19 protein-coding genes are annotated in these 19,344 nt (G+C 67.4%); 12 read left to right on the plus strand and 7 right to left on the minus strand.

Translation table 11 applies throughout. The annotated features are described in order from the left end of the window. Positions 1 to 209 precede the first annotated feature (209 nt). Complete coding sequence (gene groES / locus ACIA76_RS08855) at positions 210 to 512, plus strand: co-chaperone GroES (protein ID WP_397150159.1); 303 nt, start codon at positions 210 to 212, stop codon at positions 510 to 512. 121 nt (positions 513 to 633) lie between these two features. Then, positions 634 to 2,241 (plus strand): chaperonin GroEL, encoded by a 1,608-nt coding sequence (gene groL / locus ACIA76_RS08860; RefSeq protein WP_397150161.1) that lies wholly within the window; start codon positions 634 to 636, stop codon positions 2,239 to 2,241. A gap of 137 nt (positions 2,242 to 2,378) precedes the next feature. On the opposite strand, the gene ACIA76_RS08865 is transcribed toward groL, so the two are convergent. The 3 genes from ACIA76_RS08865 to ACIA76_RS08875 all read right to left on the minus strand — a co-directional run bounded on the left by ACIA76_RS08865 (position 2,379) and on the right by ACIA76_RS08875 (position 3,967). Continuing rightward, the gene (locus tag ACIA76_RS08865; protein ID WP_397150163.1) at positions 2,379 to 2,675 is read right to left on the minus strand and encodes a hypothetical protein; all 297 of its coding nucleotides are present in this window, start codon (positions 2,673 to 2,675) and stop codon (positions 2,379 to 2,381) included. 1 nt (position 2,676) lies between these two features. After that, complete coding sequence (locus ACIA76_RS08870) at positions 2,677 to 3,252, minus strand: sigma-70 family RNA polymerase sigma factor (RefSeq protein WP_397150696.1); 576 nt, start codon at positions 3,250 to 3,252, stop codon at positions 2,677 to 2,679. A gap of 421 nt (positions 3,253 to 3,673) precedes the next feature. Further along, complete coding sequence (locus tag ACIA76_RS08875; RefSeq protein ID WP_397150165.1) at positions 3,674 to 3,967, minus strand: WhiB family transcriptional regulator; 294 nt, start codon at positions 3,965 to 3,967, stop codon at positions 3,674 to 3,676. Between the two features lie 727 nt (positions 3,968 to 4,694). Between ACIA76_RS08875 and ACIA76_RS08880 the strand changes: the two genes are divergently transcribed. The 3 genes from ACIA76_RS08880 to ACIA76_RS08890 all read left to right on the plus strand — a co-directional run bounded on the left by ACIA76_RS08880 (position 4,695) and on the right by ACIA76_RS08890 (position 7,399). Next, positions 4,695 to 5,585, plus strand: coding sequence for a hypothetical protein (locus ACIA76_RS08880; protein WP_397150167.1), 891 nt, complete (start codon positions 4,695 to 4,697; stop codon positions 5,583 to 5,585). A 121-nt stretch (positions 5,586 to 5,706) separates the two neighbouring features. After that, positions 5,707 to 6,285, plus strand: coding sequence for a sigma-70 family RNA polymerase sigma factor (locus ACIA76_RS08885; protein ID WP_397150169.1), 579 nt, complete (start codon positions 5,707 to 5,709; stop codon positions 6,283 to 6,285). Then, positions 6,278 to 7,399, plus strand: a complete 1,122-nt coding sequence (locus ACIA76_RS08890) for an anti-sigma-D factor RsdA (protein WP_397150171.1) — start codon at positions 6,278 to 6,280, stop codon at positions 7,397 to 7,399. The genes ACIA76_RS08885 and ACIA76_RS08890 overlap by 8 nt, the downstream gene beginning before the upstream one ends. Before the next feature lie 80 nt (positions 7,400 to 7,479). Here the strand turns inward: ACIA76_RS08890 and ACIA76_RS08895 are convergent, their stop codons facing one another. Continuing rightward, entirely contained in the window at positions 7,480 to 7,893 is a 414-nt protein-coding gene (locus tag ACIA76_RS08895; RefSeq protein ID WP_062512720.1) for a DUF5319 domain-containing protein, read from the minus strand. A 337-nt stretch (positions 7,894 to 8,230) separates the two neighbouring features. On the opposite strand from ACIA76_RS08895, the gene guaB reads away from it, so the two are divergent. Both guaB and ACIA76_RS08905 read left to right on the plus strand, forming a co-directional pair. Next, entirely contained in the window at positions 8,231 to 9,769 is a 1,539-nt protein-coding gene (gene guaB / locus ACIA76_RS08900) for an IMP dehydrogenase (protein ID WP_397150174.1), read from the plus strand. Positions 9,770 to 9,962: 193 nt separating this feature from the next. Further along, positions 9,963 to 11,096 (plus strand): GuaB3 family IMP dehydrogenase-related protein, encoded by a 1,134-nt coding sequence (locus ACIA76_RS08905; protein WP_397150176.1) that lies wholly within the window; start codon positions 9,963 to 9,965, stop codon positions 11,094 to 11,096. 9 nt (positions 11,097 to 11,105) lie between these two features. Here ACIA76_RS08905 and ACIA76_RS08910 read toward each other — a convergent pair whose 3' ends face one another. Then, complete coding sequence (locus ACIA76_RS08910; RefSeq protein WP_397150178.1) at positions 11,106 to 11,903, minus strand: alpha/beta fold hydrolase; 798 nt, start codon at positions 11,901 to 11,903, stop codon at positions 11,106 to 11,108. Between the two features lie 373 nt (positions 11,904 to 12,276). On the opposite strand from ACIA76_RS08910, the gene guaA reads away from it, so the two are divergent. Together guaA and ACIA76_RS08920 are read left to right on the plus strand one after the other, a co-directional pair. Then, positions 12,277 to 13,839 carry a glutamine-hydrolyzing GMP synthase gene (gene guaA, locus ACIA76_RS08915; RefSeq protein ID WP_397150180.1) on the plus strand — a complete coding sequence of 521 codons (1,563 nt, stop codon included), beginning with the start codon at positions 12,277 to 12,279 and terminating at the stop codon, positions 13,837 to 13,839. Positions 13,840 to 13,968: 129 nt separating this feature from the next. Then, positions 13,969 to 14,424: a ribonuclease domain-containing protein gene (locus ACIA76_RS08920; protein WP_397150182.1), complete on the plus strand. Its 456-nt coding sequence runs from the start codon at positions 13,969 to 13,971 to the stop codon at positions 14,422 to 14,424. A 44-nt stretch (positions 14,425 to 14,468) separates the two neighbouring features. Here the strand turns inward: ACIA76_RS08920 and ACIA76_RS08925 are convergent, their stop codons facing one another. Both ACIA76_RS08925 and ACIA76_RS08930 read right to left on the minus strand, forming a co-directional pair. Next, complete coding sequence (locus ACIA76_RS08925; protein ID WP_397150184.1) at positions 14,469 to 14,678, minus strand: hypothetical protein; 210 nt, start codon at positions 14,676 to 14,678, stop codon at positions 14,469 to 14,471. Next, on the minus strand, positions 14,671 to 16,197 hold the full coding sequence (locus ACIA76_RS08930; protein WP_397150186.1) for a PspC domain-containing protein: 1,527 nt from the start codon (positions 16,195 to 16,197) through the stop codon (positions 14,671 to 14,673). The genes ACIA76_RS08925 and ACIA76_RS08930 overlap by 8 nt, the downstream gene beginning before the upstream one ends. 199 nt (positions 16,198 to 16,396) lie before the next feature. Between ACIA76_RS08930 and ACIA76_RS08935 the strand changes: the two genes are divergently transcribed. The 3 genes from ACIA76_RS08935 to ACIA76_RS08945 all read left to right on the plus strand — a co-directional run bounded on the left by ACIA76_RS08935 (position 16,397) and on the right by ACIA76_RS08945 (position 19,344). Further along, entirely contained in the window at positions 16,397 to 17,182 is a 786-nt protein-coding gene (locus tag ACIA76_RS08935) for a hypothetical protein (RefSeq protein WP_397150188.1), read from the plus strand. Positions 17,183 to 17,316: 134 nt separating this feature from the next. Further along, positions 17,317 to 18,657, plus strand: a complete 1,341-nt coding sequence (locus ACIA76_RS08940) for a PspC domain-containing protein (protein ID WP_397150191.1) — start codon at positions 17,317 to 17,319, stop codon at positions 18,655 to 18,657. Positions 18,658 to 18,708: 51 nt separating this feature from the next. Then, a complete protein-coding gene (locus ACIA76_RS08945) occupies positions 18,709 to 19,344 on the plus strand; it encodes a response regulator (protein ID WP_397150698.1) in 636 nt (211 codons plus the stop codon).

A 19,344-nucleotide genomic window follows, 5' to 3' on the forward strand; every position in this document is an offset into this window, starting at 1 on the left:
TTGCGCACCACCCACTCTTGAGTGCTGGCACTCTCATGTATAGAGTGCTAGTGGCACTGATGTGCTCAGATTGCCAGCTTGACCACTGAGCAGGGGTCCCGGCACCCGCGACGACGGGGCTATGCGCAGAGGGTCAACACCATGACCGAAACCGTGAGTCCGGGGAACAGCCCCGGACGACCGAATTCCCGAAAAGTGGAGGGCTCAACGTGGCGAGCGTGAACATCAAGCCGCTCGAGGACAAGATCCTCGTCCAGGCCAACGAGGCCGAGACGACGACCGCCTCCGGCCTGGTTATCCCCGACACGGCGAAGGAGAAGCCCCAGGAGGGCACCGTCATCGCCGTGGGTCCGGGCCGGGTGGCAGAGGACGGCGTGACCCGCATCGCGGTGGACGTCAACGAGGGCGACGTCGTCATCTACAGCAAGTACGGCGGCACCGAGATCAAGTACAACGGCCAGGAGTACCTGATCCTGTCCGCACGCGACCTGCTGGCCGTCGTCAGCAAGTGATCGCGCCCGGCGCGATCGTCCCGGCGCAGGCCGGGACCCACTCTTAGAGCGGCCCTGCCCCGGTGCCCCCACATGGGGTGTCGGGGCAGTTCGCGTCAACTCCCACACAAGGACTCAACACATGGCAAAGCAGATCGAGTTCGACGAGAAGGCTCGTCGTGCGATGGAGCGCGGCGTCGACAAGCTCGCCGACGCTGTGAAGGTCACGCTCGGCCCGCGCGGCCGGCATGTCGTGCTGGCCAAGGCCTTCGGCGGGCCGACGGTGACCAACGACGGCGTGACGATCGCCCGCGAGATCGACCTCGAGGATCCGTTCGAGAACCTGGGCGCGCAGCTGGTCAAGAGCGTCGCCACCAAGACCAACGACGTCGCCGGCGACGGCACCACCACCGCCACCGTGCTGGCGCAGGCGCTGATCAAGGGCGGCCTGAAACTCCTTGCCGCGGGCGTCAACCCGATCGGCCTGGGTCAGGGCATGAGCAAGGCCGCCGACGCGGTCTCGGAGTTGCTGCTGGCCGCCGCGAAGCCGGTCTCCGGCGAGCAGGCCATCGCGCAGGTGGCCACCGTCTCCTCGCGTGACCCCGAGATCGGCGAGATGGTCGGCAAGGCGCTGACCGTCGTCGGCAAGGACGGCGTGGTGACGGTGGAGGAATCCTCCACCATGAACACCGAATTGGTCGTCACCGAGGGCGTGCAGTTCGACAAGGGTTATCTGTCGGCGTATTTCGTCACCGACCCCGATAAGCAGGAGGCCGCCCTCGAGGACGCCTACATCCTGCTGCACCGGGAGAAGATCTCCTCGCTGCCGGATTTCCTGCCGCTGCTGGAGAAGATCGCCGAATCCGGTAAGCCGGTGCTGATCATCGCCGAGGACATCGAGGGCGAGGCGCTGTCCACCCTGGTGGTCAACGCGATTCGCAAGACGATCAAGGTGATCGCGGTGAAGGCGCCGTTCTTCGGCGACCGCCGCAAGGCGTTCCTGCAGGATCTGGCCGTCGTCACCGGCGGCACGGTCATCGAGCCGGATCTGGGCATCACGCTGCGTGAGGCGACCCTGGATCAGCTCGGCAAGGCCCGGCGCGTGGTGGTCGACAAGGACAACACCACGATCGTCGAGGGTGCGGGCACCCAGGCGGATATCGCGGCCCGGACCGCGCAGCTGCGCGCCGAGATCGAGAACACCGACTCCGACTGGGATCGCGAGAAGCTCGAGGAGCGGCTGGCGAAGCTGTCCGGCGGCGTCGCGGTCATCCGCGTCGGCGCGGCCACCGAGACCGCGCTCAAGGAGCGCAAGTACCGCGTCGAGGATGCGGTCAGCGCGGCCAAGGCCGCGGTCGAGGAGGGCATCGTGCCCGGCGGCGGCACCGCGCTGGTGCAGGCCGCGGCGAAGCTGGGCGAGCTGCGCGCGTCGCTGACCGGCGATGCGGCCATCGGCGTCGATGTGGTGCGCCAGGCGCTGTCGGCGCCGCTGTACTGGATCGCGTCCAACGCCGGTGTCGACGGTGCGGTCGTGGTCAGCAAGGTGACCGAGGGCAAGGACGGCTTCAACGCCGCCACCCTGACCTACGGCGATCTGGTCACCGACGGCGTCGTGGACCCGGTCAAGGTCACCCGCTCGGCGGTCCTCAACGCCGTCTCGGTCGCCCGCATGGTGCTCACCACCGAGAGCGCCGTGGTCGAGAAGCCGGCCGAAGAGCCGGCCCAGGACCACCACGGTCACGCGCACTGAGTCGGTTCAGGCGAACGGGCCGTTCACATCCATGGATGTGAACGGCCCGTTGCCTTTTCTGAGCGCGTATCCGGCCTCGCATACCCCGTCGCCGCTGTGCGGGCGCCGTGGGGCCTATAGAAGGCCGGGACGGAGTGTCAGTGGTCGGTCGCGGAACGGCCGCGGTGATTGCTCCCGCAGGGGTGCGGTGTGCGGGTGGTCTGGTCTTCGATAATCGCGGCGAGCAGTCGATCACGCAGTGACACGGGTGGTGGGGTTGCGGCGACCGAAGCGAATTCGGCGAGCGCGTCCCTGGTCTGCTGCACTTCTCTGGTGAAGGCGGCGCGCAGTGCGGTGTCTCCGCTGTCGAGTAGCTCCTGCACGGCGCGCTGATCCTCGTCGCCGATCGATCCGAGCGCGACCGTGTGCGCGAGATCGATCTGGCTTTCGTTCATCTCACGTCACTCCCAAACTCTTCTTGAGTCGTGTCAATCCGTCGCGAATACGGGACTTAACAGTCGGTAACCCTACGCCCAGATAGACCGCAACCTCCGCATAGGTGCGTCCGCCGAAATAGGCGAGTGATATCGCCTCCCGCTGGGTTTCCGTCAGTGTGGCGAGGCCGTCCCGCACCGCCTGCTGTTCGAGCCTTCGTCCTACTTCTTCGGTGACCTCGTCGAATTCGTTACCCAAACCGGTCGCGCCGTACGCGACCTCGCGCAATGCGTGGGCCTGCTCGGCACGGACACGGTCGACCGCCCGGCGATGTGCGAGCGTCATCAACCAGGTGACCGCGGAACCCTTGGCCGGGTCGAAATTGGCTGCGGTACGCCAGATCTGGAGATAGACCTCCTGGGTCGTCTCCTCGGCGTAGCCGGGGTCGTGTAGGACACGCAGGATCAGGCCGAATACCCGAGCGCTCGTACGGTCGTAGAGCTCGGCAAAGGCCCGCTGGTCGCCTCGACCGCACCGCGCTAGTAGTGCGGCGAGTTCGATGCTTTCGGCTGCGCGTGCCGTCACCGCAGAGTCCAGACTCTCCCCGACTTGCTTCTGGAACGAGTCGCCCTCTGCGGCTGGCGGCCGCGTTGTCACAACGCTCCGTTCTGTGTCATCGGCCACTACCGTAGCGTGCCGCTATGACCTCCTTTCGGCTGGGGTATCGGCAAATTGCCTGCCGCCCAGCGACTCTCGGACATATCCGGACACATCTGGCGGTGTGAGCACAAGACACGCCGTGACACGCCGGGAACCGAAAGCGGGGACGACAGGTGGGGGGCTTCTGGCCATCGCACGACAGGCCGGTTCGGCGGTAGCCGACCGACGCTGCGCGCCTCATCTGTCTTCACCGGCCGTCAGCTCCAGTGGCCGGTTGTTTGCTAGGCATTCGGCGCGCCTGGGCTTTCGGATGGGCCCAGGAGGGGGACGAATTTCCGAACAGTCGCGACCGTGCAGTTCAGACCGCCAGGCGGCGCCTATTGCGTCGGGCGTGCATCTCGCGTTCGGTCTCCGACATTCCGCCCCAGATGCCGTAGGGCTCACTGACCTTGAGTGCATGGCTGCGGCATTGCATCAGCACCGGGCAGGTCCGGCAGATTTCCTTGGCTCGTAGCTCGCGCTGGGCGCGGGCGCGGCCGCGCTCCCCATCGGGATGGAAGAACACGGATGAGTCCACCCCGCGGCAGGAACCGCGCATCTGCCAGTCCCAGATGTCGGCGTTCGGACCCGGGAGATGGGTGGGCATGGGCATGTGAACTCCTTGTGGTGCGAGCTCGTCGGCGTTGTCGAGCGATGCTTTGTTAGCAACGGTCTGTCCGAACCACGGCGCGGCCGGATGGGATCCGCCGAGATCTGACTCGGACCGTTATCGTCGGAAGTCCGGCGATCGCAGTTCGTGGTCGCCGATTTTCGAGCGGCGCCAACGACGGCGATGACGTACGTTAGGACGCACTACGAAATCGAGTCAATAGTTTCTCCGCCGACGATCGAAATGTCGACGGGCCTCAGAGTTAACCTTCAAGCTATTTACTTTCGGCCCGGCACTAGCGATACTGATCAGTTGGCCAACAGCGGTCTGGCTCCCGCTTGCCAGTTAGAAAATCGTAAAACCGCAGCTCAGGATGTATTTTTCCAGATAGAAGTGCGAACCGCCCGGGCGGGCCGCGATGGCGCGGAAGGTGCCGCAAGCCACCGTTACGGCGAATCCGGGCGCTCTCGAGATGGCCGCATCGAGGCATCCAGGTTAATTATCCGAAAAGCATACGAATTCTTAAGATACGTGCTGAGTGATAGCTCACGACAGATTTACGTGATGGAAACACCCGAGTGGCTTTCGGGGCGCTGATCGGTTGCCGGATGTTCGTGCAGGGGCGGGGCTGGGCCGGATGCGGCAGGAGGCGGGGCGAAGGCGCGGGAGTGAACGGGCTGGTGTCGGGCGGTAACGGGCCGAAGCCACACGCGTGGCTAGAGTTCGGGCCGTGAACGAGTTCTACGCATCGCCGGAGCCGCTATCGCGTCGGGGAAACGCGGTGTTCGCCGATGCGGCGTTCGGGGCCCGGCCCGGACTCGCTGCTACCGAGTTGCCGCCGGTCGCGGGCGATGTCGATGCCTGGCTGCGGGCGATCGTGCTGGGTGGTCAGGGCCGCTATGCGGCGGCCCGGGCGCAGCTGCGGCGGGTCCGGCGAAGCACTCGCGAGCCAGCGCTGGCTTCGCTGGCGATCAGCACCGAGGCCTCGCTGCTGCGTCAACTCGGTTGGCACGCAAGCGCATCCGCGCTGGATGGCCGCGCCCTGGCACTCGTGCTCCCGGAACCGAGCCGCGGCGGCGATCCGGACCTCGCCGACGCGGTTTGCGACGCGTTGACCGGTCTGGCCGCCGACGCCCTCGGTACCGCCCGTCCGGCCCTCGCGGGCCGAATGCTGAAACGTTGCCGGGTATTTGTGGACGAGTCGCCGGACCCCTGGCGTTCCCGGCTGCGCTGGCATTGGGTGGCCGCCGAAACCGCGCTGGCGGCGCCCGGCCTCGACCTCGTCGGCGCCCCGGCACTGACCCATGCCGAGGCCGCGGTCGCGCTGGCCGACGCCGCGCCCTCGGTGCGCCACCGGATCAAGTCCCGGCTACTACTCGCCGCGGCCGCCGCCGCGGCGGGCGAACTCGATCGCTCGCGCGCGCTGGCCGAGGAGGTGGCCGACCGGACCCGCGAATATGGTCTGCTACCACTGCGATGGGCGTGCGCGATGCTGCGTTCGGGTGTGGCATCGGGTCCCGCCGCCGCGGCGGCCGCGACCGAAGCGGCCCAGCTCGCGAGGGCCCTGGCCGAATACGGCGGTCTATTGCGTTCGGAGAACAGGGTTCTGGGCCAGCCCTGATCGCAGGTGTTGCCGAACCTGTGGATTGAAGCCGCTATTGTTGGACCCGTTCCGCCGGACCGGGCGGAAGCACCGGTCGGCACCGACCGTGCCACTTGTAACGCCAGGAATATCTCTGACGATGACGCACACGGGCGAGGAGTTGGACGCCGCCGTCGCTGCTGCAGCGCAGGGCGATCGTTCGGCTTTAGCCCAGGTACTGGAGATCGTCCGCCCGCTGGTAGTGCGCTACTGCCGCGCGCGGATCGGATCCGCGGAGCGTGGGCAGCTCTCCGCGGACGACGTTGCGCAGGAGGTCTGTTTGGCTGTGATGACCGCCCTGCCTCGTTATCAGGACCAGGGGCGGCCGTTCATGGCATTCGTGTACGGAATCGCTTCGCACAAGGTCGCCGACGCCCATCGCAACGCCGCCCGTAACAAGGCGGACGCGATGGCCGAAGTACCAGATGTCATATCCACCGACCATGGGCCGGAACAGCGCGCTCTCGACTCGGAAACGAGCCGGCAGATGAACTCTTTGCTGGCAACGCTTCCGGAGAAGCACCGAGAGATTCTGATCCTGCGTTTGGTCATGGGTTTGTCAGCAGAAGAAACAGCACTCGCCGTGGGCAGTACGGCCGGTGCTATACGAGTGGCCCAGCATCGGGCGCTCGCGAAACTGAAGTCACAAGTGGCGAGGGCAGGTGAAATGTATGGCTAGGGATGGCGAGCGCGGTCGGGGCGACTGGAAGGCGCGACTTGGATCGCAGAACAGCGATCCCTATGCCGAGGCATCCGGTGATTCCGGACCGGTCGATATCGCCGCGGTCCGCCGCGACGATGCGCTCATCGACGCCATCTCCGGTGACGGACCCGTGGCGACCGACAGTGCCGAGGAATATCAGCTCGCGAGCCTGCTCGCGAACTGGCGAGCCGAGGTCGTCGAGGCTCCGATGCCGGCCGGACCGGATCTGGACACCATTGTCGCGGCGGTCAATCAGGAGATCGGGGCCCGGCAGTCGAGGGTTAACGCCGGTAGTAAGGGTCATTTGCGCCTGGTGCGTCCGCTCATGGGCGCGGCGGCGGCGTTGGCCCTGATCATCGGCGGTATGACGGCGTTTTCTTATAACGCACAGCCGGGCGATCCGTTATGGCGGGTCAAGGAAGTGGTCTTCACTCAGCAGGCGCAGACCACCATCGCCAAGCAGGCGGACGACTCCCTCTATGAGGCGCAGACCGCCCTCAAACAGGGCAATCCCGCGAGGGCGAAGGCGGCGCTGGACAGTGCCAAGGCGAATGCGACCCAGGTCAACGACCCGGACCGCAAGAACGAGCTGGAGAAGAAGGTCAACGACCTGATCGCCAAGCTCCCACCGAATCTGCAGGACCTCCTGCCCCTGACGTCGCTGCCGAAGGGCACCAGCGAACCGGGGACGCCGAGCACCGACGGGCAGCCCAAGGATCAGACCGCGGGGAGCCCGAGCGCACCACCCACGGTCGATCCGCGCATCCTGGGCACGGGCGAACCGAGCGGTGGATCCGGCACCGAACCGAGCGGCAATGTGCCACCGACACATTCGCCGCCGCCGTCGGTGCCGACCACGGCCGAACCGCCGACCACCGCGCCGCCGGTGACCCAGGAGCCGCCGACGCATGAACCCCCGGCGCCGACCACCATTGCCTCACCGGGTACCGGTGGGCCGGCGCCGACCGGGCCCGCGACCGCACCGAGTCCGCCGGTCGGGCAGCCCTCTGCGCCGGTGGTGGCGCCGACCACGATCATCATGCCCAGGCCGGGTGCGGGCGGTATCGCTCCAGGAGAACCGAAGAGGTAGAACAAGCGCGCCTGTACGCGGGGCGGGCTGGACAACATCGACCGATCACCGACACGGTGGTCGGTTTTTGTCGTATCGGATCAGGCGTCGAATCCGTCGAATCCGTCGCCGTGCAGCGCCTCGTTCATCGACGCGTCGGCATAGCCGCGGCAGTAGTCCCACGTGACGTAGGCCTCGGGCTGCGGATCGTAGGCGGGTTCGTGCGGGCGCACCGTGCCGTCGACCAAGAGCTGAAGCAGGTTGGCGCGCAGCATGTCCCAATCGTGGTAGTGATCCTGCCGACAATCCTCGCAGCTGACCACGAGTCCGCGAATGCCGCGGTGCGCCAGAAGCGCCTCGTAGACCGCGAGATCGGCGAGATCCTCTTCGACCGCTAGCCGCTCATGAGGATCCAGCGGCTCCCCCGGCTCGATGGCATCGAGCGCGGCCGACGGGTCGGAGGGATCTCCGGCGAACGGATCCGGCGGCAGGCCAGGTGGTAGATGGTCACGCACAATCCCACGGTACGCAGAACCACCCCTTCCGCGCCAGCGCTGTCGGCATTTTGCCGCGCCTGTCGCAGCAATTCGCCCGAGTACTGCGGCACATCGGGCATTCGGCGTGTCGGCAACACCTGGCAACCGGGTGTGTCGCGATGTGAGCTTCGCTACTCGCGCGCGATCCGAACTCGTTGGGGCGGAGGCGGCGCGCTCAGGATTACCACGGGCCGATACCATGTGTGTCACAAGGTGCCGGGTATTGATCTTCGGCTCCATCAATCCGTCAGATGTTCGCGATCCGGGCGTGATCCTCGGGTCGTTGCTTTCGAGGTCTCCAGAAGGGGTCGATCCGATGAGTAGTCCCGTGATGGGCGAGCAGGCCGTCCGCCCGCATACGGGTGGTGACGATCCGAACAAGATCGCCATGCTCGGCCTCACCTTCGACGATGTGCTGTTGCTGCCGGCCGCCTCGGATCTCATTCCCAGCACGGTCGACACCTCCAGCCGGCTGACCCGTGACATCCGCTTGCGCACGCCGCTGGTGAGTTCCGCAATGGATACGGTCACCGAGGCCCGCATGGCCATCGCGATGGCCCGCGCGGGCGGTATGGGTGTGCTGCATCGCAATCTGTCGGCCGCCGAACAGGCCTCGGCCGTGGAGACGGTGAAGCGATCCGAGGCCGGCATGGTGACCAACCCGGTGACCTGTCGCCCGAACGACACCCTCGCCGAGGTCGACGCCATGTGCGCGCGCTATCGCATCTCGGGTCTGCCGGTGGTGGACGAGACGGGCGAGCTGGTCGGCATCATCACCAACCGTGATATGCGCTTCGAGGTCGATACCCAACGCCGCGTCGTCGACGTGATGACCAAGGCCCCGCTGATCACCGCGCAGGAGGGCGTCACCGCCGAGGCCGCGCTGGGCCTGCTGCGCCGCCACAAGGTGGAGAAGCTGCCGATCGTCGACGGCAACGGGCGGCTGCGCGGGCTCATCACCGTCAAGGACTTCGTCAAGACCGATCAGTACCCGCACGCCACCAAGGACCGTGACGGCCGCCTGCTGGTCGGCGCCGCGGTCGGTGTGGGCGAGGACTCCTGGTCGCGCGCGATGTCGCTGCGCGACGCGGGCGTGGACGTGCTGATCGTCGATACCGCACACGGCCATCAGGTCCAGGTGCTGCAGATGGTGTCCAAGCTGAAAGCCGAAGTGGGCGAGACCATTCAGGTGGTCGGCGGCAACGTCGCCACCCGCGCCGGTGCGGCCGCACTGGTCGAGGCGGGCGTGGACGCGGTGAAGGTCGGCGTGGGCCCCGGCTCGATCTGCACCACCCGCGTGGTCGCCGGTGTCGGCGCACCGCAGATCACCGCGATCCTCGAGGCCGTCGCGGTCTGCGAGCCGGCCGGTGTGCCGGTCATCGCCGACGGCGGCGTGCAGTACTCCGGCGATATCGCCAAGGCCATCGCCGCGGGCGCGTCCACGGTCATGCTGGGCTCGGTGCTGGCCGGCACCGCCGAATCGCCCGGCGATCTGATCCTGGTGAGCGGCAAGCAGTTCAAGAGCTACCGCGGCATGGGTTCGCTGGGCGCCATGCAGGGCCGCGGTCAGGCCAAGTCCTACTCCAAGGACCGCTACTTCCAGGACGACGTGCTCGCCGAGGACAAGCTGGTGCCCGAGGGCATCGAGGGCCGGGTGCCGTTCCGCGGACCGGTCAACCAGGTGATCCATCAGCTGGTCGGCGGCCTGCGCGCGGCCATGGGCTACACCGGCTCCCAGAACATCACCCATCTGCAACAGGCGCAGTTCGTGCAGATCACGGCGGCGGGACTCAAGGAAAGTCACCCGCACGACATCACGATGACCGTCGAGGCGCCGAACTACACCACGCGGTGATTTCCGGCTGAGTCGTCGGCCGCGCGCCGCACACCGGGCGGGGGGCGTTGAAAGATGAAGGCCCCGGGGTGTTGGCGCGTCCCCATTTCGGTCGGGATGGGACGCTGAGAAGTAGTACGCCCGCCCTGCGGGTACGCCAGGTCGGCTGACCCTTGTGATGAAGACTTGGCAGCACACACTAAGGAGAACACCAGTGCGCGACATGGTCGAGATCGGCATGGGCCGGACCGCCCGGCGTACCTACGAATTGGACGATGTCGACATCGTTCCCTCGCGGCGGACGCGCTCGTCCAAGCAGGTCTCGCTGGCCTGGCAGCTGGATGCCTACCGCTTCGACATTCCGGTGGTGACCCATCCGACCGATGCGCTGGTCTCGCCGGAGCTGGCCATCGAGCTCGGTCGGCTCGGCGGTCTGGGCGTCATCAACGGTGAGGGTCTGTGGGCGCGGCATACCGATGTGGCCGCGCGCATCGACCAGCTCATCGAGGTGGCCGAGAAGGAGGGCGTCGAGGCGGCCGTCGCGCTGCTGCAGCAGCTGCACGCCGCGCCGATGCAGCCCGACCTGCTGGCCGCCGCGGTGGCGCAGGTCCGTGCCGCCGGGGTGACCGTGGCGGTCCGGGTCAGCCCGCAGAACGCCCGGGGGCTTACCCCGGCGCTGGTGCAGGCCGGGGTCGATCTGCTGGTTGTGCACGGCACCATCATCTCCGCCGAACATGTCAGCGACGGCGAACCGCTCAACCTCAAGACCTTCATCGCCGAACTGGATGTGCCCGTGGTGGCCGGCGGGGTCAGCGATCACCGCACCGCACTGCATCTGATGCGCACGGGCGCGGCCGGTGTGATCGTCGGCTACGGTTCGACCCCGGGCGCGACCACCAGCCGTGACGTGCTCGGTATCGGCGTGCCGATGGCCACCGCGATCGCCGACGCCGCCGCCGCGCGCCGGGACTATCTCGACGAGACCGGCGGCCGCTATGTGCACGTCATCGCCGACGGCGACATCGTGTCCTCGGGCCAGCTGGCCAAGGCCATCGCCTGCGGCGCCGACGCGGCCATGGTGGGCGTGCCGCTCGCGCTGGCCCAGGAGGCGCCCGGCCGCGGCTGGTACTGGCCCTCGGCCGCCGCGCATCCGTCGGTCCCGCGCGGCGCGGTACTGCAGTTCTCCGACGCGGCCGAGCGCCCGACGCTGCAGCAGCTGCTCTACGGCCCCTCCAGCGATCCGTGGGGTTCGGTGAATCTCGTTGGCGGCCTGCGCCGTTCGATGGCCAAGGCCGGATATTGCGAGCTCAAGGAGTTCCAGAAAGTAGGTCTGAGCGTCCGCGCTTGACGGTGCGAATCACAATGCGCGCGTGACCACGTTGTCGCGGAGGAACTCTCGGATGGCTGCGTTGACCTGGGCGGGGTGGGTCATGTTCGCCGCCTGGTGGGCGCCCTCGATCTCGACGTAGTGGGAATTCGGTAGTCCGCGAGCCGTTTCCATGGCATGCGTGCGGGCGATGCCCGCGCCGGTCGGGTGGATCACCAGTGCGGGGCAGGTGATTTCGGGCAGGCGGTCCAGCACCGAATCGCGGGCGAGCAGGCAGCCCGCGGCGACCTCGAGGGCCAGCGGGTCGCGGGCCAGCCAGCGCCTGGTCCAGACCGCGCGGTACCAGGCGTCGTCGCCGATCAGCCACTGCGCCAAGTGTTCCGCGAGCGCGTGGCGCACCGCGGGCTTATGCCACATGTCCAGGAACCGGCGCGAGTTCACCAACTCCTGCGGGGTCGGCGCATGGGCCTCGGTGGCGATGAGGATCAGCGCCGAGACCCGTTCGGGCGCGAGCAATGCGGTGCGCATGGCGCTGAATCCGCCCTGAGAGATGCCGCCGACCACGGCTCGTTCGACGCCGAGCTGATCCAGCACGGTCAGGGCGTCGCGGGCCGCGGTCCAGTAGGTGAACGGCAGGCCCTCATCGCGGGTGCGGCCGTGCCCGCGGGCATCCCAGGCGACGATGCGGAATTCCGGAGGTAATGCGGCGGCCTGGGACGCGAACATGGTTCGGTCCATGAAGAATTCGTGCCCGAGCAGCACGACCGGACCGTCGCCGCCACTGTCCTCGTAATGGATCTCGGCATCGATCGCACGGGCGAATGGCACGAGCACGAGGATAGCTGGCTCGCCCCCCGGATACGGCCGGTTGCGGAGGCCGGATCGATGGGCCAGGAAGATCGTTATCGACAAGGCTGGCTGCTGCCGATTCGCTGACCAGGCCCCTTGCGCCCCACCGAGTTTCGAACCCGGGGTGATTCGCTCGCCCGCCTCTCCGCGTTTCTGGCCGTACTAGTTGGGTGCCGCTCGGGTTGGTCACAGGTCCTGCGTTGGGTGCCTGGCTGGGTTTTGGGCGTGCCCGACGAGTTACCCATGTGCTTACCGAGATCAGTTGTCGCGTTCGTTGCCCCCTGTGACGCCATGGGCCGGAGCCGTGTGGCCCGGGCACGAGCGCTGCTGACGTGCTCCTTAGACTGTTGCCGTGGCAGAAACCCAGCGACCAGTTCTCGTCGTCGACTTCGGGGCGCAGTACGCGCAGTTGATCGCGCGGCGGGTGCGTGAATCCAGTGTGTACTCCGAGGTCGTTCCGCACACCGCGACCGTCGAGGAGATCGCCGAGCGGCAACCGCTCGCGGTGATCCTGTCCGGCGGACCGGCCAGTGTGTATGCCGAGGGTGCGCCGCAGCTGGATGCGCGGCTGTTCGACCTGGATGTCCCGGTCTTCGGTATCTGCTACGGCTTCCAGGCCATGGCTCAGGCGCTCGGCGGCACGGTCGCCCACACCGGCACCCGCGAATACGGCCGCACGGAACTGAATGTCGACGGCGGCGTCCTGCACGGCGGGCTGCCGACCCTGCAGCCGGTGTGGATGAGCCACGGCGACGCGGTGACCGACGCCCCGGCCGGTTTCGAGGTCACCGGCACCACCCCCGGCGCCCCGGTCGCGGCGTTCGAGAATCGGGCCCGCAGACTCGCCGGTGTGCAATACCACCCCGAGGTGCTGCATTCCCCGCACGGCCAGCAGGTGCTGAGCCGATTCCTGCACGAGATCGCCGGGATCAAGGCCACCTGGACGCCCGCCAACATCGCCGATGCGCTGGTCGAGCAGGTGCGCGGGCAGATCGGTGACGGGCATGCGATCTGCGGCCTGTCCGGCGGTGTCGACTCCGCGGTCGCTGCGGCGTTGGTGCAGCGGGCCGTCGGAGACAAGCTGACCTGTGTATTCGTCGATCACGGCCTGTTGCGTGCGGGGGAGCGCGAGCAGGTGCAGCGCGACTTCGTCGCCGCGACCGGTGCCAAGCTGGTGACCGTCGACGCGGTGGACAAGTTCCTCGGTGAGCTGAAGGGCGTCACCGATCCCGAGGAGAAGCGCAAGATCATCGGGCGTGAGTTCATCCGCTCGTTCGAGGATGCGGTCTCCTCGATCGTCGGCGAGACGGGCGGCGCGGCCTCGGTGGAATACCTCGTGCAGGGCACCCTCTACCCCGATGTGGTGGAGTCCGGCGGCGGCACGGGCACCGCGAACATCAAGAGCCATCACAACGTCGGCGGCCTGCCCGAGGATCTCGAATTCCAACTCGTCGAGCCGCTGCGGCTGCTGTTCAAGGATGAGGTGCGCGCGGTCGGCCGCGAATTGGGCCTGCCCGAGGAAATCGTTGCGCGCCAGCCGTTCCCGGGTCCGGGCCTGGCGATCCGCATCGTCGGCGAGGTGACCCGCGACCGGCTCGATCTGCTGCGCCAGGCCGATGCCATCGCGCGCGAGGAGCTCACCGCGGCGGGACTGGACAAGCAGATCTGGCAGTGCCCCGTCGTGCTGCTGGCCGATGTGCGCAGCGTCGGCGTGCAGGGCGACGGCCGCACCTACGGTCATCCGATCGTGCTGCGCCCGGTGTCCAGCGAGGACGCCATGACCGCGGACTGGACCCGACTGCCCTATGAGGTGCTCGAGCGCATCTCCACCCGCATCACCAATGAGGTGGCGGAGGTCAACCGGGTCGTCCTCGACGTGACGAGTAAGCCGCCGGGCACCATCGAGTGGGAGTGAACCCTTACGCCGCAACAGATTTCATGCGCTAGCAACAGCGTCGTGGTGTGGTATGTCTCGGCGGTTCAGCCGGGACTGCCAGGGTTGACGCCCGGAAGATCACCGACGGCTGTTGTGAGGTAGTTGACGATGAGGGATCCGAAGACACCGAAGAGCCTGTGGGCCGAGCCGATGGCGGCATTCGCCGCATTCGGGCTGGCCCTGCTCACCGCGATGGCGGTGCTGCTGGGCGGAACCGGGATCGTGAGCACGCCCGGCGTGGCGGTGGCGGCACAGGCCTCCGATGAGATCGGGCTGCGGGACTGCTCGATTCCCGATCAGGCCTGGCAGACGCTGCAGCTGATCGATGCCGGGCAGTGGCCGCCGCATGACGGTTCCGGCACCAAGGGCGGGACCACCTGGGACAACCGCGAGGGCAGGCTGCCGGATACCGATGCCAACGGCGACCCCATGCACTACAAGGAATGGGACGTCAATCGCAAGCAGCCCGGCCACAACCGGGACGCCGAGCGGATCATCACCGGCAACCTGCGAACGGCGTGGTACACCGGCGATCATTACAACAGCTTCTGTCAGATGCGCTGACGAACGAAAGGGGCTCGGATCCGATCGGATCCGAGCCCCTTTCGTCATCGATTCTTCTTCTTACGCGGCGAGAGCACCAGAACCACCCCGACCAGGATGGCCACGCCCACCACGATCCAGCCGACCGGAACGGCGCTGTGCGCGGGCCACGCGGACGGACCGATGAAGGCCCATATGCTGACCAACAGGCCCAGCACTCCCGCCACCAGCAGCGAAAACGACGGTCCCCGACGATCTTCGGACTTCTCACTCATGGATCACCTCCGCATTTCCGGCGTGGACTACGACATTGAGGGTCAGGGTCGGCCCGGTCTGCGGCCCGGTGAAGGCGGCGGGACAGTCGACATTGCCCATCTTGACTATGCAGATGCTGTGCAGCCGCATGGTCGGCGGCACGACTACCCGGACATCGCCCATCTGCACCGGAACGTTCACGGTCCGGTCCTCGGTGAGGGCCAGCGAGGACAGATCCAGCGTGCCCGAACCCATGCCCACGTTATAAGAGGGCCGCAGCTCGGACATCGTGGTCGGCTCCCAGTGATGGTCTCCCATTGCGCCGCGGTCGAATTGGACCGGGCCTGCCATCGAGGCCAGGATCACGAAGCCGGCCAGCGGCGCGAGCACCACCATCAGCCCCCAGCCGCGGCGCAGGAACGCGCCGAACACCAGCCCCAGGGCGATCACCGCGAGTGCCACCGCGCCGATGCGGGCTGGAGTCATCCACTCCATCCCCGAGGCGGCGACCGCGCCGGCCGCCGCGGCGGCCAGAATGGCCAGGCCGATCACGAGCGGGGTGAGCCGGGAGCGGGGGCGCCGGGGCGGCGGGGGTGCGAAGATCGGCCGACTCGGGCCGGGTTCGGGCAGATCCCAGGCCAGCGGGGCGACGCCGAGCGGATCCCAGCCGGGCGGGGTGGGTCCGAAGCGGGCCGGGTCGAGGCCGGGACGAGTGAACGAGGTGGTGGACGTGATCCGCTGGGTCGCTTCGGAATTGTCAGCGGAGGCCGGTGCTTTTCCCAGCACCACCGTCGAATCCTGGTCTTGGACAGGGGTATTCGCTGCTTCGGAGCCCCTATCCGTTCTCGGTACTCCGGACTCCTTCTCTGTTCCTGGCATGTTCTTCGTCAGGACTTCGGTGGGGGCCGTTTGTGAAACCGTGTGCGCCGCGGCCGCTTCGGGCTGATCGGGTTCGTAATGGTCGGGCAGCTTGGTGTAGGGCCCGTACTGGCTCGTCGACCACGGTGACCCGCCGGGGAACGTCGTCCCCGGATAGCCGGTCGCGGCGATATCACCGTCGGGCAGCCCGGCATAGCCGATCGGCGGTTCCGGCTGCCGCAGGTACAACAGCCACCAACCGCCCAGCATCAGCGCGAAACTGATCAGCCCGGAGCCGCCGAGTCCGACACCGACCGGACCCATTGTGGTGACCGCGATCGCCAACGCCACGATCAACACGATCGTCTTGGTCGGCGACTGCGAGGAATGCCCCTTGTTGAACAGGCTCTCGGCCGGCGACACCTGATCCTCGGCCGCGGGCAGCAGCAGCCACGCCGCCAGGTACAGCACGATCCCCGCCCCGCCGAACACCGCCGACACCACGAACGCCACCCGAATCAGGACGGGATCGATCCCGTACCGCTGTCCGAATCCGGCCGCGACCCCGGCGAAGGGCCCCTGCCGTGGCTGCCGCATGGGCCGCGTCCGCCACAGATGCTGCAGCTGTTCGTTGAATCCGCCCCGGCCGGTGCCCCCGGCCCACCCGCTCGCTCTCGTCATGAATCCATGGTGGCTGGTCAGGGTCTCGGGTCGCATCGGGGATCACCCTGAATGGCTCCTGATTCGGCTGGGCTATTGCGTAAAACATGTCGGATCCCGAGAGTGAAACTCTTGCATTTAAGACACTCCGAGCCTAGCGTCTCACTGAGACACGATTCGCTAAGTGTCTCGGTAGGACTGCCAGGCGACCCTACGGTGCGTGACTCATTTCAGCGTTTTTGCGACTGACGAGGAGTGTGGCGACATGCGTGTTCAGCGGCGTTCGAGTGTTGTGCTGATGGGTTGTCTGACTGTCACCGCGGTGGCGATGGCGGGTAGACCGGCGATCGCGGTGGCCGAACCGGCTCCGACGCCCGGTTCCGGGAATGTGGCCATCGATCCTGGTTCGCTCGATCCTCGACTGGCCGGCGAATTGCGGGACGCGCTGGCTCAGCTGCATCCGTTGGATCCTGGCGAGACCGCGTCCATGCGGGACAGGGCGGTTCGTGATGTGCGGGCCGGGGTAGTGCCATGGCGTTCCGCGGAGATGCCCGCATGGGACCGGGCTGCCGCGTTCGGGCTCCCGGACGGGCGAACCCTGGTGGCCGCCCCGCCGGCGACGGCGACCGGTGATTCCCTCGGCGTGCTCTACGACGCCGACGGCACAGTTTCTCACCATACTGAAACTCACCCGGTGACCCACCCCGATGAGTCCGCGACGGTCACCGTCTGGACCGACGATGCCGCACCGGTGGAGCGAGCCTTTACCGCCGACCAGCTGCACAGCGCGGCAGCGTCGGTCAAGGAAGTCACTCTCGAAAGTTGCGTGGGCGGGCTGGGGTTCTTCGCTCTTCTCGACCTCTTCGCAGTTCTGGTCTTTCTCGGCATGTTTACGCCAGCATTGTTCATCGAGATCCTCGCAGCGCCTCTTGTGCTCGCCCTTTACGCGGCGGCACTCGTTTCCCCGCTGGGGGCCGCGTTCATCTGCATTTTCGGGTGGTTCTAGCACGGGGCTACTCCGGTAGTGGGCATGCCGCCGTTCGACATTCCGGTTGGGCGTACACCTGACATCACACGAGCAGCGTCATCGGGGTGATTCCGGATGGTCGGGTGTCGGTGGGCCGTGCCAGTATCGAAGGCATGTATCCGTCCCTGCCCGCATTCGATGCGCGCGGAGCCGCCGCACCCGTGCCGATGGTTCCGCGGTTGCTGCGGCGGTCCGGCGGGCGGGTCGTCGGGGGTGTCGCGGGCGGTATCGCCGATCATCTCGGCGTCGACGTGTTCAAGGTGCGGATGGCCTTCGTGCTGTTGTCCGCGCTACTCGGCTCCGGGGTCGTCGCCTACGGCATCCTGTGGATCTTCACGCCCCCGGGTGGTGAAGGTCCACCGGCCTCGGCCGCGGAGAGGCGGCAGGCCTGGGGTCTGGCGCTGCTGGGTCTGGCGCTGTGGGTCTCGCTGAGCTGGGTGTTCAGCGGGACCATCGCTCATGTGCTCGGGCCGCTCATCGTGGTGTCGCTCGGCGCCGCGCTGGTGTGGCGCGAATTCGACGCGGACGGTCCGCGATCGATCCTCGGGTTGCCCGCACGCCCGTCGGTGCTGACGTGGACCCGCATCCTGGCCGGGGCGACGCTCATCGTGGTCGGGCTCGGCGTGGTGGTGCTGGCCCGGATCAATCTGAGTTCGCTGGGTTCGGCGTTGATCGCGGTCGCGGTCACGCTGATCGGCGTCGGACTGCTGACCGTGCCGCTGTGGCTGCGCATGATGCGCGCGCTGAATGCCGAACGCGCGGCCCGCATTCGCAATGAGGAGCGCGAGGAGATCGCCTCCCATCTGCACGATTCGGTCCTGCAGACGCTGGCGCTGATCCAGCGGCAGGCCGACGATCCGCAGGAGGTCACCCGGCTGGCCCGCAGCCAGGAGCGCGAGCTGCGCAAATGGCTGTTCGAGGATTCCATGCCCGCCCAGTCGAGCCTGGTCGCCGCGCTGCGCACCATCGCGGGCGAGGTCGAGGATCAGCACGGGGTGAAGGTGACCCCGGTGACCGTCGGCGATGTATCGATGGATCCGGGCGAGACCGGTTTCGGCCTGCCCAAGGAGCATTTCACCGCACTGCTCGGCGCCACCCGCGAGGCGCTGGTGAACGCCGCCAAACACGCCGGTGTGCCGACCATCGACCTGTACGCGGAGATCGAGCCGCATCAGGTGAGCATCTTCGTCCGCGACCGCGGCGCTGGCTTCGACCCGTCCACGATCCCCGCCGACCGCCAGGGCCTGGCCAAATCCATCCATGCCCGCATCGAGCGCCGCGGCGGCACGGTCGAGGTCAAATCCACCCCCGGCCGCGGCACCGAGGTACGAATCACCCTGCCTCGCAAGGATTCCGAGGGCCGGGAGGAGTCGACCGGCGAATCGTCATGGGAGTCGGCCGAGACCCCCGCGAACGGTCACGCGGCCGAGACGGCCGCGGCTCGGAACCGATAGGCTCGGGCCGTTGGGCGAGTGCTTCGGCGCGAGGTGAGGAGAACAGTGACGATTCGGGTCTTTCTGGTCGATGACCATGCCGTGTTTCGATCCGGCGTGCGGGCCGAATTGAGCCGCGAATCCGATATCGAGGTCGTGGGGGAGGCCGGCGGCGTGAGCGATGCCATCGCCGGGATCAAATCCGCTCGTCCCGATGTGGTGCTGCTCGATGTGCATATGCCCGATGGGGGTGGGGTCGCGGTGCTGCAGGGGATCGAGGACGGTCCGGTGTGCCTGGCCTTGAGCGTGTCCGATGCGGCCGAGGATGTGATCGCGGTGATCCGCGCGGGCGCCCGCGGCTATGTCACCAAGACCATCTCGGGACCCGAACTGGCCGATGGCATTCGGCGCGTCGCGGGCGGGGACGCGGTGTTCAGCCCGCGCCTGGCCGGATTCGTGCTCGACTCGTTCACCGGTCGCTCGCCCGTGCCGGAGCCGCCGCTGGATCCCGAACTGGATTCGCTCACCCCGCGCGAACTCGAGGTCCTACGCCTGCTCGCCCGCGGCTACACCTACCGCGAAATCGCCGAATCCCTGTTCATCTCGGTGAAAACCGTCGAAACCCACGCCTCCAACGTGCTCCGCAAAACCCAGCAGTCCAACCGCAACGCCCTCACCCGCTGGGCCCACCGCCGCAGGATTGATTGA

Source organism: Nocardia sp. NPDC051570, from assembly GCF_044454005.1.
GTDB lineage: Bacteria > Actinomycetota > Actinomycetes > Mycobacteriales > Mycobacteriaceae > Nocardia.

What these genes read in the sequence shown, in the direction of transcription:
- ACIA76_RS08875 (WP_397150165.1), bottom strand. Translation starts at nt 3,967, where the DNA reads ATGCCCATGCCCACCCATCTCCCGGGTCCGAACGCCGACATCTGGGAC.
- guaB (WP_397150174.1), top strand. Translation starts at nt 8,231, where the DNA reads ATGAGTAGTCCCGTGATGGGCGAGCAGGCCGTCCGCCCGCATACGGGT.
- groL (WP_397150161.1), top strand. Translation starts at nt 634, where the DNA reads ATGGCAAAGCAGATCGAGTTCGACGAGAAGGCTCGTCGTGCGATGGAG.
- ACIA76_RS08930 (WP_397150186.1), bottom strand. Translation starts at nt 16,197, where the DNA reads ATGACGAGAGCGAGCGGGTGGGCCGGGGGCACCGGCCGGGGCGGATTC.
- ACIA76_RS08885 (WP_397150169.1), top strand. Translation starts at nt 5,707, where the DNA reads ATGACGCACACGGGCGAGGAGTTGGACGCCGCCGTCGCTGCTGCAGCG.
- ACIA76_RS08925 (WP_397150184.1), bottom strand. Translation starts at nt 14,678, where the DNA reads ATGAGTGAGAAGTCCGAAGATCGTCGGGGACCGTCGTTTTCGCTGCTG.
- ACIA76_RS08865 (WP_397150163.1), bottom strand. Translation starts at nt 2,675, where the DNA reads ATGAACGAAAGCCAGATCGATCTCGCGCACACGGTCGCGCTCGGATCG.
- ACIA76_RS08920 (WP_397150182.1), top strand. Translation starts at nt 13,969, where the DNA reads ATGAGGGATCCGAAGACACCGAAGAGCCTGTGGGCCGAGCCGATGGCG.
- ACIA76_RS08890 (WP_397150171.1), top strand. Translation starts at nt 6,278, where the DNA reads ATGGCTAGGGATGGCGAGCGCGGTCGGGGCGACTGGAAGGCGCGACTT.
- ACIA76_RS08940 (WP_397150191.1), top strand. Translation starts at nt 17,317, where the DNA reads ATGTATCCGTCCCTGCCCGCATTCGATGCGCGCGGAGCCGCCGCACCC.